Genomic DNA, 11,527 nt, shown 5'->3' with positions numbered 1-11,527 from the left:
ATAAGGTGTGAAACGGACACCGCGCGATGACTCGCTGACGTTTAAACTGGCGTTGGTCGAGCAGATTGAAAAAGGCGAGCTCAGCTGTCTGCAAGCACAAGCCCGATATGGCATTCAGGGCAATTCGACCATTCTGGTGTGGTTTGCGTAAACATGGTTGGCAAGATTGGAGCCTGGGGTATCTGTACCCGCCGGCAATAGCATCACCATGCCTGACCCCGACAAACAGACGCACCAACAATGTATCAAAGAGCTCGAGCAGCTTGCGCTGATAAGCCTGAAGGCCCAAGTCGTCGATGTGCTGAAGAACGACTAGGCGTTTCCATCGTAAAAAAGCGACCCGACAAGTCCTCTCGCAGCGGCAAGTCGAGAAGCTGACCATCGTAAGGGCTTGCCTGTTTCTGGGAATAAGCCGGCAGGCTTTCTACAAGCGCAATCGGGTTGCGGACGGACATCTAAGCTCAGGGGCTGCAGGTGGTGCGATTTGTGCGTCAGGTTCGGCTGCGACAACTGCAGGTCGGCACCAGCAAGCTGCATTATCTGCTTCAGGGTCAGGATGATGCCTAGTTCAAGGTCGGGCGGGACAGGCTGTTTCGGATATTGGCCGAGTACCGCTACTGGTGCAGCCCAGTCTAGGGTTTCCTCGTCACGCAGTAATGCCGATTAATCCCTGTTTGTATTGTGTATGCACTGAGCGATGCTTTGCTGTTATATGCCAACAAACTAGAAATAGAATATCATTTTTAACGAGTCGGAAGATAGAATGAAAATCTTGAGCCGGTTTAGCAAACCTTTACGACACAGACACAGTTTGCTGGCCAAGCTCCCGGTTCAAACAGAGGAGAGAGTCATGAGCCAGTCTGTGGCTTGGTCAATGCCATGCGGCGTGTCGGTAGCGGATTTGTTTGTCCATATCCGAGGTATTACAGACCGGAGTAGGGTGTTCAAGAGGATATTTGCATTAGGTTCCTCACCAAACTCCTTATCGATGAAGCTCGAGCAATCTATGTAATGAAAATAAAAAAAGAGCCACACAATGGTGTGGCTCTCGATTTAGTCGTTACCGGCGGATATCAGGGGCGACCGGCCGGGCAGGTGGCCACGTTGACGGCGGCAGTGCTGCCACCATGACGACCTGATGTGCTCACTTCGTTGCGTACCAGCGGCGGGTAGTTAACCGGCTCACGAGCAGGCAGGGCAGGGGCTTCGGCAGGGGTTGCCATCGGCGCGGATGCTTTGCGGGCACGAGCCAGCAGGCCAGCACCGTGAGCTACCTGTTTGGTTACGACCGGAGTCTCTTCCACCGCAACCGCAGCGACAGGAGCCGGGGCTTCGACAACAGCAACTGGCATTTCGACTGCAGCCGGTGCAGCTTCCACGACAGGAGTGTTGACAGCCGGGGCTTCTTCAACAACTGAAGCAGTTTCAACGACTTCAGTGACAGCCATGTCGACAGCCATGTCGACAGCCGGAGCGGCGACAACGGCAACTTCCGGCTCTGCTGCAACCACGACTTCTGCGACAGCGTCAACAACCGGGCTAGCGGCCACATCAGCTTGAGTTGCTTCAACCTGAACAGCAGCCTGCTCGGCAGCTTCTTCAGCAACGGCTTCGACAACCACATGCTCGGTCAGTGCCGCAGAGGCTTGCAGGGCAGCAGCGACGGCTTCAGCGCTCGGGATGGTAACAACAGGCACTACCGGCTCTTCAACCTGCGCTTTGGCAATATCTGCCTGGGCGGCGGTAGTCAGAGTAGGCTCAGCTTGTTGCTCTTCATCACGCTGGCTACGTGCTTCTTCATTAATACGCTTGCGACGTTGGCCTTCGATGCGCTGGCTGCGGGGAGTACGGCGTGAACGGCGCTGGCCTTCACTCTGCTCTTCCTGCTCGTTACCCACGGTAGCATCGATCACTTCAGCTTGCGTTGGTACTTCGTCAACCGGCAGGGCAGGGGTGTCAGCAGCGGCGACATCGACGCGGATCTGCTTGCGCAGTTGGCGACGTTCGCGGCGCTCGGCCACTTTCTGCTCTTTTTCCTGACGTGGCTGGGCGGCAGTTGCATCGACGGTATCTACCGCTTCAACAACGACTTCGGCGCGCGGCTCACGGGGCGCACGAGGTTCACGGGCTGGACGTGGCGCACGTTCCTGGCGCGGTTCGCGAGGCTCGCGTTCCTGACGGGGCTCACGTTCCATGCGCTGTTCGCTACGCACCTCACCACGGGCTTCACGCTCCTGACGAGGCTCGCGCTCTTTGCGGGGACGGCGATTGCGGTTTTCACCGGCTTCGCGGTTGCCACCTTCACGCTTCTCGCCAGCTTCTGCATTGTTGCGGTTGCCACGATTGTCGTCACGACGAGGACGCTGACCACGGCCACGACCTTCTTCGCGCTGATGACGCTGACCCTCTTCCTTGCGTGCTTCGCGAGCAGCCGGTTTATCAGCCGGAGCTTTTACTTCGGCAGGGGTTGCATCGCTGCTGAACAGGCCGGTAATGCCTTTGATCAGCTTGCTGAAGAAACCTGCTTCGGCAGGTGCAGCGGCAACGGCCGGGGCTGTCTGCTGCTGTGCTGCAACCGGAGCGGGTTGAGTCGGCTGGGCAAAGCCTTGCAGCAGCGGTTGTTCACGCTCGATCACCTGAGCTTGCTTCGGCTGGTAGACCGGCTTGGCAATCTCGGTTTTCAGCTCATAACTGGCCGCTTCCGGGATCTCGTTTTGACGAATGCGGGTCACTTCATAGTGCGGGGTTTCCAGATGCTGGTTCGGAATGATGTAAACACGCACATCATTGCGCTGCTCCAGACTGGCGATGGCGGCACGCTTCTCGTTAAGCAGATAGGCGGCAACATCCACCGGCACCTGGCCGTGAACCTGCTCGGTGTTGTCCTTCATGGCCTCTTCTTCGATGAGACGCAGGATGGACAGGGCGAGGGATTCGTTGTCACGGATCACGCCTTGACCCTGGCAACGGGGGCAGATATGGCTGCTGGACTCGTTGAGGGAGGGGCGCAGACGCTGGCGAGACATCTCCAGCAGACCGAAACGGGAGATCCGGCCCAGCTGGATGCGGGCACGATCCTGATGCACCGCTTCACGCAGACGGTTTTCCACTTCGCGCTGATGGCGAACCGGGGTCATGTCGATGAAGTCGATTACGATCAGGCCACCCAGGTCGCGCAGACGCAATTGACGGGCAATTTCGTCGGCCGCTTCCAGGTTGGTTTGCAGCGCAGTCTCTTCGATATCGCCGCCCTTGGTGGCGCGGGAGGAGTTGATATCGATGGAGGTCAGTGCTTCGGTCGGATCGATAACGATGCTGCCACCGGAAGGGAGGCGCACTTCACGCTGGAAGGCAGATTCTATCTGGCTCTCAATCTGGAAGTGGTTGAACAGGGCAACTTCACCCTTGTACAGCTTCACACGGTTGAGGAAATCCGGACGCACCAGCTCGATATGGGCCTTGGCGCGTTCGAAAATCACCGGATTGTCGATCAGGATCTCGCCCACATCGCGACGCAGATAGTCACGGATGGCACGCACGATGACGTTGCTTTCCTGATGGATCAGTACCGGCGCGGCGCGCTCCTGGGAGGCTTTGTGGATGGAGTCCCAGTGGTTGAGCAGAACGTTCAGATCCCACTCCAGCTCTTCTGGCGACTTGCCCACACCGGCGGTACGTACGATCAGGCCCATGCCTTCCGGCACGGTCAATCCGCTCAGGGCTTCTTTCAGTTCAGTCCGCTCATCACCCTCGATGCGGCGGGAAATACCACCGGCACGGGGGTTGTTGGGCATCAGTACCAGGTAGCTACCTGCCAGGCTGATAAAGGTGGTGAGGGCTGCACCCTTGGTGCCACGCTCTTCCTTGTCGATCTGGACGATAACTTCCTGACCTTCGCGGACCACTTCTTTGATGTTGGGACGACCCTGATAGGAGTAACCGGAAGGGAAGTAATTGCGGGCGATCTCCTTCAACGGCAGGAAACCGTGGCGCTCGGCGCCGTAGTCAACAAAAGCAGCTTCAAGGCTGGGTTCTACGCGGGTGATCTTACCCTTGTAAATGTTCGCTTTCTTCTGCTCGTGTCCCGGACTTTCAATATCCAAATCGTAGAGCTGTTGTCCGTCAACCAGCGCTACGCGCAACTCCTCTTCTTGAGTTGCGTTGATAAGCATTCTTTTCATTGAGTTCTCATTATTGTGTCATTTTGATTTCCTCCATCTGGGTCCTGCCAGCGCCGGCCTCGGGTCTTCAGCATACTGGGGCAACCTCCCGGTTGGGGTATGCATGAGGCGCAAACTAAGGGCGTTCTGGTCATCACTTCTCGAGAAGGAATGAATAAGGATGCCGAAATGGAGACAAATAAACGGTGATGTTTGTGTTCTCCATGCGTTGTACCTCGCACCCGGGAACCGTCATGTTCTTGTATACACGGTGTTTCGGGATTGGGTGGCATACTTTTTGGCCACTTAGTACAAGGCTTGAACACAATGACAAAACCTTGTTTATTATCCCATTTAAACCTCTTTTATAGCAAGGCGCCATTTTTCAACAAACCATGCAGCCAAGGGGCGCTGGCAGTGTTAAAATCCGCGCCATGACACAGATACAACAACAAGTGCAGCTGCTCACCATCGAAGCTGAGCATGACGGGCAGCGCATCGACAATTTTCTCAAGACTCAGCTAAAGGGCGTCCCCAAGAGCCTGATCTATCGCATCCTTCGCAAAGGTGAAGTGCGAGTAAACAAAAAGCGCATCAAACCGGAGTACAAACTCTGCGCAGGCGATGAGGTGCGGGTTCCCCCCGTACGCGTTGCCGAGAAGAATGAGCTGCCTTCAGCCAACCTCGGGGTTATCCAGCGTCTGGAGAGTCAGATCCTGTTCGAAGACGATGCCATGATCGTGCTGAACAAGCCCTCCGGCATGGCCGTACACGGTGGCAGCGGCCTGAGCTTTGGCGTGATTGAAGGGCTGCGCGCCCTGCGGCCGGAAGCCCGTTTCCTCGAATTGGTTCATCGACTGGATCGCGACACCTCTGGTGTATTGCTGGTTGCCAAGAAGCGCAGCGCCCTGCGCAGCTTGCATGAGCAGTTGCGCGTCAAGACCATGCGCAAACAGTATCTGGCGCTGGTGCGTGGCAAGTGGCAGGCTCACGTCAAGGTGGTTAATGCGCCGCTGCGCAAAAACGATCTGCAATCCGGTGAACGGGTAGTACGGGTCAGTGCCGATGGTAAGCCCTCCGAAACCCGGTTCCGCATCGTGCGTCAATTTGCCGAAGCGACTCTGGTCGAGTGCAGCCCCATTACTGGTCGTACCCACCAGATCCGCGTGCATACCCTGCATGCCGGTCATCCGATCGCCTGTGACGATAAGTACGGTGAAGCGGCGTTTGACGAGAAAATGCGCAACCAAGGGCTGAAACGGCTCTTTTTGCATGCCTGGAAGCTCAGCTTCACCCATCCGGCCGATGGTCGCGAGATGCAGGTAGAAGCGCCGCTGGCGCCTGAACTCGACAACTTCCTCAACGGCTTGCCACGCTGATGCAGGATATCCGGCTCGCCATTTTCGATTGGGACGGTACCCTGATGGATTCGGTGGGCCGGATTGTTGCCTGTGTGCAAGGGGCCGCCAGAGATTGTGAGCTGGCGGTACCTGCACCAGCCCAGATCCGGCAGATCATCGGATTGAGCCTTGATGTCGCCATGTCCCGCCTGTTCCCTTTGCGTAGCGATAGTGGCACCGCCATTGATGAGCGCCAGATTGTCATGCTCATCGATCGCTATCGTCATCACTATCTGCACGACACCACCCCCAGCCCGCTGTTTTCTGGGGCAGGGGAACTGCTGCATGACTGGCAGTCACGAGGGCTGCAACTGGCCGTCGCGACCGGCAAATCGCGCCGTGGGCTGGATCGGGTATTGGATGAGACCGGGCTGCGCCCGTTGTTTGTGACCAGTCGTGGGGCCGATGAGGCTCGATCCAAGCCTGATCCGCTGATGCTTGAGCAGATCCTGAATGAGCTGGGGCTGTCACCCTGGCAGGCCGTCATGATCGGCGACTCTGTTCACGATATGGCGATGGCCGAAGCAATCGCCATGCCGCGTATTGGCGTTACCTGGGGTGTAGATAGTCGTGATGCCCTCGGTCGTCACGGGCCTGTGGCGGTGGTGGATTCTATGGCGGCTCTTCGCGGGCTGTTATAGACGCCTCTCTTTAAGAGACATCGATCTGATTGATAACAGAAGCCCGGTGTCTTGACCGGGCTTTTTATATGCTCGATCTAGCTTATCTATTCGTCCGCGATCAGGGCAGGGCGATACCGTGGCGCTCCAGCAGCTCGATCAGGCCGATCAGTGGCAGACCGATCAATGCGTTAGGGTCGCGCCCCTCCAGCCCCTTGAACAGCACGATCCCCATTCCTTCACATTTGAAGCTGCCCGCACAATCTAGGGGCAATTCTGCCTCTACATAGCGGCGAATGGCGGCTTCATCGAGGTTACGAAAATGGACGGTGAAAGACTCCACCAGTTGATGAGCCTCACCGGTTGCGGCATTCACCACGCACAGGCCGGTGTAGAAGGTGACGCTGCGACCTTGAGCCGCCATCAGCTGGGCGATGGCATTGTCGATGGTGCCAGGTTTGCCGAGGATGTGATTATCGCAGACACACACCTGATCAGATCCGATGATCAAACCGTGATCACGTTGCCCGGCGATGGCATCAGCCTTGGCACGAGCCAGTCTGGCCACCAGCGCCTCGGCGGATTCGCCAGCCAGTGGTTGCTCATCCACATCGGGCGCGGCACATTCAAAGGGGAGGCCAAGCTTCTCCAGCAGGGCTTTGCGATAGCGAGAAGTTGAGGCGAGGATAAGATTCTGTGGCATAATCAGGTACCGATGAAAGCAAGTACCGGCATTCTAGGGACTTGTGGCGTTAAAATCATCGGCGGTAAGGACTTTTTCCTTTGACTATCAGTTGTTGGACCTATATTATTCGCGCCCTATGCAAAAGGTGAAGTTGCCCGTTAAGGTTGATCCAGTCCGTAGTGCCTTGAAGCTGCTCGATTACGTCGGGATAGTGGAAAAGTCGCAGATGCCCAGGCTGGAGGAATCAACCGCTGGCTTGCGGAGTGATATCGAGGTATCGCTGCACTTTGGCAAAGATGTCCAGAAGTTGACCGTTATGAAAGGCACTGCCCATGCCAAGGTTGACCTGGTTTGCCAACGTTGCGGAGAGACTTTCGAGCATCTCTGTGAAGCTGAATTTATCTACACTCCGCTGTTCGAAAGAACAAACGAGGAAGAACTGCCGGAAGCTTATGAGCCCATTGAGTTGGACGAAAACGGCGAGATAGATCTTCATCAAATCCTGGAGGATGAACTCATCCTCTCGTTGCCTCAAGTCGCAATGCATTCTCTGGATGCATGCCCGAGAGGAAACATGGAGATGACCTGGGGTGAAATCGAACCTGCTGATGAGCGGCCGAATCCCTTTGCAGTTCTTGAAGAGCTTAAACGTAAGTGAATTTAGGAGTTAGCCTACAATGGCCGTACAACAGAACCGTAAAACCCGTGCCAAGCGTGGCATGCGTCGTTCCCACGATGCGCTGACCACCGCTGCCCTGACTGTTGATCAGACCAGTGGCGAAATTCATCGTCGTCACCACGTGACTGCCGATGGTTTCTACCGCGGTAAAAAGGTAATCGCTTAAGGATTGCCTTTGTCTACGCAAACTGTCGCGCTAGACATCATGGGGGGAGATATTGGCCCCTCGGAAACAGTGCCTGCCGCCGTGCAGGCACTGTCTCTTTTACCCCAGCTAAAACTGATCCTGGTCGGCGACCAGCACCAGACCTCTTCTCTGCTGCAGCAACATGGCTTGCTGAATCATCCCCGCGTTCGTTTGGTACATGCATCCCAAGTAGTTGGCATGGGCGATAAACCGATCGTGGCGCTGCGTACTCTGAAAGACTCTTCCATGCGGGTGGTACTCGATCTGGTGAAAGCCGGTGAGGCCGATGCCTGCGTCAGTGCCGGCAATACCGGTGCGTTGATGGCGATGGCCAAGTGCGTGCTCAAATCCCTACCCGGGGTAGATAGACCCGCCCTCATCAAAGCGTTGCCGACATTGAGCGGCAAACGTACCGTGATGCTGGATCTCGGCGCCAACGTCAGTTGCGATGCGGATACCCTGTTGCAGTTTGCGGTGATGGGCTCCGTCGTTGCCGAAAAGGTAGAAGGCATTGCATCCCCCCGTGTTGCCTTGCTCAACATCGGCGAGGAGGAGATCAAGGGCAACGATCTGGTGCGCCACAGCGCCGAATTGTTGCGTCAGTGCCACGCGCTCAATTATGTCGGGTTCGTCGAAGGGGATCGCATCTTCAGCGGCGACAGCGACGTGATCGTCTGCGACGGTTTTGTCGGCAATGTCGCCCTCAAGACCGCAGAAGGGGTGGTGCGGATGATGGCCCAGCTGGCCGGATATCCCCGCAAGAAGCGCACTTTTCTTGGCCGGATCGCCGGATTTATGTTCAAACGGCGTTTTTCTTACCTGAACCCCGACCAGTATAACGGGGCAAGTCTGTTAGGATTGCGCGGCATTGTGGTAAAAAGTCATGGGCGGGCCGAACGGCGCGCTCTGTGTAATGCGATCCTGCTGGCCGCACAAGAGGCCAAACATCAACTTCCACTGCAAATAGCAGATCGCCTTGAAGCTGTCTTCTCTGACAGGGATCTATAAGAACTCTATGCATAGCAAAATTCTGGGTACTGGCAGCTACCTGCCGAGTTCAGTGCGTACCAACGCCGATCTCGAGCAGATGGTTGAGACTAGTGATGAGTGGATCGTGGAACGCACCGGTATCCGTGAGCGCCGTATTGCCGGGGCTGACGAGACCGTTGCCACCCTCTCTTACCAGGCCGCCCTGCGCGCCCTGGATGCAGCCGGTTTGACCGCTGCCGATCTCGATATGATAGTGCTGGCCACTACCAGTGCTGAAAATGCTTTCCCGGCTGCCGCCTGCGAGCTGCAGGGGCTGCTCGGCGTACCGGGCATCCCTGCCTTTGACGTGGCAGCTGCCTGCGCAGGCTTCACTTATGCGCTCTCCATTGCCGATCAGTTCGTCAAATCCGGCGCCGCCCGCCATGTGCTGGTCGTCGGGGCCGATGTGCTCTCCCGCATGTGCGATCCGCAAGATCGCGGCACCATCATCCTGTTTGGCGATGGGGCAGGGGCTGTGATTGTCGGTGCCAGCGAGACGCCGGGCATCCTCTCTACCCATCTCCATGCCGATGGCCGTTATGGCGAGCTGCTTAAGCTGCCTCATCCCCGTCGCGGCATGCCGGGTGCCGAGCTCGAAGCCTACATGTATATGAAGGGCAACGATGTCTTCAAGGTCGCGGTCACCCGTTTGAGCGAGATCGTAACCGAAACCTTGGCCGCTGCTGGCATCGAGCCGAGCGAGCTGGACTGGCTGGTGCCGCATCAAGCCAACTTCCGCATCATCAGCGCCACAGCCAAGAAGTTGGGTATGAGCCTCGATAAAGTGGTGCTGACCCTCGACAAGCACGGCAACACTTCTGCTGCGTCCGTCCCTGTCGCCTTCGATGAAGGGGTGCGGGATGGCCGGATCAAACCGGGTCAGCTGGTACTGCTGGAAGCCTTTGGTGGCGGTTTCGCCTGGGGCTCTGCACTAGTTCGCCTCTGATCTTCGGCGGGATGGTGTCTCCATCATCCCGTCACCGATTTCATTTTTGTCTTATCTAAAAGGAATCAATGATGACCCAATTTGCCATTGCCTTCCCGGGACAAGGTTCCCAGTCCGTTGGCATGCTGGCCGAGCTGGCCGAACAACATGCCGTGATCAAGGAGACCTTCGCCGAGGCGAGTCAGGTGCTGGGTTATGACCTGTTTGCCCTGGTGATGGATGGTCCGGTTGAAGATCTGAACAAAACCTGGCGCACCCAGCCTGCGCTGCTGACTGCCTCTGTCGCCCTGTGGCGCCTGTGGCAACAGCAGGGTGGGGCAACGCCTGCCATGATGGCGGGTCACAGCCTGGGTGAGTACTCTGCGCTGGTTTGCAGCGGCGCACTCGATTTTGCCGATGCGGTCAAACTGGTCGAGTTGCGTGGTCTGGCTATGCAGGAAGCGGTACCGGAAGGCACCGGCGCCATGGCGGCCATCATCGGTCTGGATAACGAATCCATCGCCGCCAACTGCGAAAAAGCGGCACAAGGGCAGGTGGTCTCTCCAGTCAACTTCAACTCCCCGGGCCAGGTGGTTATCGCCGGTCACAAAGAGGCCGTTGAGCGCGCCAACGTGCTGATGAAAGAGTCGGGCGCCAAGCGTGCGCTGCCGCTGCCGGTCTCCGTGCCGTCTCACTGCGCGCTGATGAAACCTGCCGCAGAAAAACTGGCAGCTGCGCTGGACGGGATCGAGATCAAGGTTCCAACCATCGCGGTCATCAATAATGTCGACGTATCCTGTGAACAGGATCCGGCCGCCATCAAGCAAGCGCTGGTACGTCAGCTGTTCAGCCCGGTTCGTTGGACCGAGACTGTCGAGCGGATGGCCAATGAGGGGGTTACCCTCGAGATCGAGATGGGACCGGGCAAAGTGTTGACCGGGCTCGCCAAGCGCATCGACAAGCGCGTGGAAGGTATTCACGCCAACGATGCCGCCTCTTTCGAGCAGGCGCTGGCCCAGATCAAGTAAACAGGAGCAAGTGATGAGCTTTACCGATAAGGTTGTGTTGGTGACCGGTGCCAGTCGTGGCATCGGCCGTGCGATTGCCGAAACATTCGTGGCCCGTGGCGCGAAAGTGGTCGGTACGGCGACCAGCGAGAGCGGTGCCGAGGCGATCAGCGCCTATCTGGGCGACAATGGTTGCGGCATGGCACTGAACGTGACCAGCCAGGAATCCATCGAAGTCGTCTTCGCCGCCATCAAGGCGCGCTTTGGCGACATCGACATCCTGATCAACAACGCGGGGATCACCCGTGACAACCTGTTGATGCGGATGAAAGATGACGAGTGGAACGAGATCATCGATACCAATCTGACCTCGCTTTATCGTCTGAGCAAACCTGTGTTGCGTGCCATGATGAAGAAACGTCACGGTCGCATCATCAGCATTGGCTCCGTGGTGGGAACCATGGGCAATGTCGGTCAGGTCAACTATGCTGCCGCCAAGGCCGGTCTGGTTGGTTTTACCAAATCGTTGGCGCGGGAAGTGGCATCCCGTGGTATCACAGTGAACGCGGTTGCTCCCGGTTTCATCGAAACCGACATGACCCGTGCCCTGAATGACGATCAACGTGCCGGCATCATGAGTCAGGTGCCTGCCGCCCGTTTGGGTGATCCAAAAGAAATTGCCGCAGCTGTGGTATTCTTGGCTTCTGATGAAGCAGCCTATATCACCGGCGAAACCCTGCATGTTAATGGCGGGATGTACATGGTGTAATCAATTTGTCGTAAGATCTGTTCAAATTTGCGATAGTACGCCGAAGTTTGGCACATTTCGTGGTTT

10 protein-coding genes and 1 pseudogene are annotated in these 11,527 nt (G+C 57.0%); 9 read left to right on the top strand and 2 right to left on the bottom strand.

Annotated features, from left to right (window positions below):
• Window positions 1-7: 7 nt before the first annotated feature.
• Window positions 8-630, top strand: a pseudogene (locus tag ACTG2G_RS20010) (IS3 family transposase); the annotation flags it as partial.
• Window positions 631-1,073: 443 nt separating this feature from the next.
• Here ACTG2G_RS20010 and rne read toward each other — a convergent pair.
• On the bottom strand, window positions 1,074-4,181 hold the full coding sequence (gene rne, locus ACTG2G_RS20005) for a ribonuclease E (RefSeq protein ID WP_421386428.1): 3,108 nt from the start codon (window positions 4,179-4,181) through the stop codon (window positions 1,074-1,076).
• Between the two features lie 413 nt (window positions 4,182-4,594).
• On the opposite strand from rne, the gene rluC reads away from it, so the two are divergent.
• A complete protein-coding gene (gene rluC / locus ACTG2G_RS20000) occupies window positions 4,595-5,539 on the top strand; it encodes a 23S rRNA pseudouridine(955/2504/2580) synthase RluC (protein WP_205759536.1) in 945 nt (314 codons plus the stop codon).
• Window positions 5,539-6,201 carry an HAD-IA family hydrolase gene (locus tag ACTG2G_RS19995; RefSeq protein WP_219263917.1) on the top strand — a complete coding sequence of 221 codons (663 nt, stop codon included), beginning with the start codon at window positions 5,539-5,541 and terminating at the stop codon, window positions 6,199-6,201. The genes rluC and ACTG2G_RS19995 overlap by 1 nt, the downstream gene beginning before the upstream one ends.
• A 100-nt stretch (window positions 6,202-6,301) precedes the next feature.
• Here ACTG2G_RS19995 and ACTG2G_RS19990 read toward each other — a convergent pair whose 3' ends face one another.
• The gene (locus ACTG2G_RS19990; protein ID WP_421386429.1) at window positions 6,302-6,883 is read right to left on the bottom strand and encodes a Maf family protein; all 582 of its coding nucleotides are present in this window, start codon (window positions 6,881-6,883) and stop codon (window positions 6,302-6,304) included.
• Between the two features lie 118 nt (window positions 6,884-7,001).
• Between ACTG2G_RS19990 and yceD the strand changes: the two genes are divergently transcribed.
• From yceD to fabG, 6 genes are all read left to right on the top strand, one after another.
• Window positions 7,002-7,523 (top strand): 23S rRNA accumulation protein YceD, encoded by a 522-nt coding sequence (yceD, locus tag ACTG2G_RS19985; RefSeq protein ID WP_408841566.1) that lies wholly within the window; start codon window positions 7,002-7,004, stop codon window positions 7,521-7,523.
• A 19-nt stretch (window positions 7,524-7,542) separates the two neighbouring features.
• Window positions 7,543-7,710, top strand: a complete 168-nt coding sequence (gene rpmF, locus ACTG2G_RS19980) for a 50S ribosomal protein L32 (protein ID WP_005300935.1) — start codon at window positions 7,543-7,545, stop codon at window positions 7,708-7,710.
• 9 nt (window positions 7,711-7,719) lie between these two features.
• Window positions 7,720-8,739 carry a phosphate acyltransferase PlsX gene (plsX, locus tag ACTG2G_RS19975; RefSeq protein ID WP_421386432.1) on the top strand — a complete coding sequence of 340 codons (1,020 nt, stop codon included), beginning with the start codon at window positions 7,720-7,722 and terminating at the stop codon, window positions 8,737-8,739.
• Window positions 8,740-8,746: 7 nt separating this feature from the next.
• Window positions 8,747-9,706: a beta-ketoacyl-ACP synthase III gene (locus ACTG2G_RS19970; protein ID WP_040065495.1), complete on the top strand. Its 960-nt coding sequence runs from the start codon at window positions 8,747-8,749 to the stop codon at window positions 9,704-9,706.
• Between the two features lie 71 nt (window positions 9,707-9,777).
• Window positions 9,778-10,713: an ACP S-malonyltransferase gene (gene fabD, locus ACTG2G_RS19965; protein ID WP_005333161.1), complete on the top strand. Its 936-nt coding sequence runs from the start codon at window positions 9,778-9,780 to the stop codon at window positions 10,711-10,713.
• Window positions 10,714-10,726: 13 nt separating this feature from the next.
• Entirely contained in the window at window positions 10,727-11,461 is a 735-nt protein-coding gene (gene fabG / locus ACTG2G_RS19960) for a 3-oxoacyl-ACP reductase FabG (protein ID WP_429205364.1), read from the top strand.
• Window positions 11,462-11,527 lie beyond the last annotated feature (66 nt).

This window comes from Aeromonas sp. 55A (assembly GCF_051919665.1).
GTDB classification, from domain to species: Bacteria; Pseudomonadota; Gammaproteobacteria; order Enterobacterales; family Aeromonadaceae; genus Aeromonas; species Aeromonas veronii.
The sequence above is the reverse complement of the archived record's forward strand: the minus strand, read 5'-3'. Positions and strand labels throughout refer to the sequence as shown.

What these genes read in the sequence shown, in the direction of transcription:
- fabG (WP_429205364.1), top strand. Translation starts at nt 10,727, where the DNA reads ATGAGCTTTACCGATAAGGTTGTGTTGGTGACCGGTGCCAGTCGTGGC.
- ACTG2G_RS19995 (WP_219263917.1), top strand. Translation starts at nt 5,539, where the DNA reads ATGCAGGATATCCGGCTCGCCATTTTCGATTGGGACGGTACCCTGATG.
- fabD (WP_005333161.1), top strand. Translation starts at nt 9,778, where the DNA reads ATGACCCAATTTGCCATTGCCTTCCCGGGACAAGGTTCCCAGTCCGTT.
- rpmF (WP_005300935.1), top strand. Translation starts at nt 7,543, where the DNA reads ATGGCCGTACAACAGAACCGTAAAACCCGTGCCAAGCGTGGCATGCGT.
- rne (WP_421386428.1), bottom strand. Translation starts at nt 4,181, where the DNA reads ATGAAAAGAATGCTTATCAACGCAACTCAAGAAGAGGAGTTGCGCGTA.
- ACTG2G_RS19970 (WP_040065495.1), top strand. Translation starts at nt 8,747, where the DNA reads ATGCATAGCAAAATTCTGGGTACTGGCAGCTACCTGCCGAGTTCAGTG.
- yceD (WP_408841566.1), top strand. Translation starts at nt 7,002, where the DNA reads ATGCAAAAGGTGAAGTTGCCCGTTAAGGTTGATCCAGTCCGTAGTGCC.
- rluC (WP_205759536.1), top strand. Translation starts at nt 4,595, where the DNA reads ATGACACAGATACAACAACAAGTGCAGCTGCTCACCATCGAAGCTGAG.
- ACTG2G_RS19990 (WP_421386429.1), bottom strand. Translation starts at nt 6,883, where the DNA reads ATGCCACAGAATCTTATCCTCGCCTCAACTTCTCGCTATCGCAAAGCC.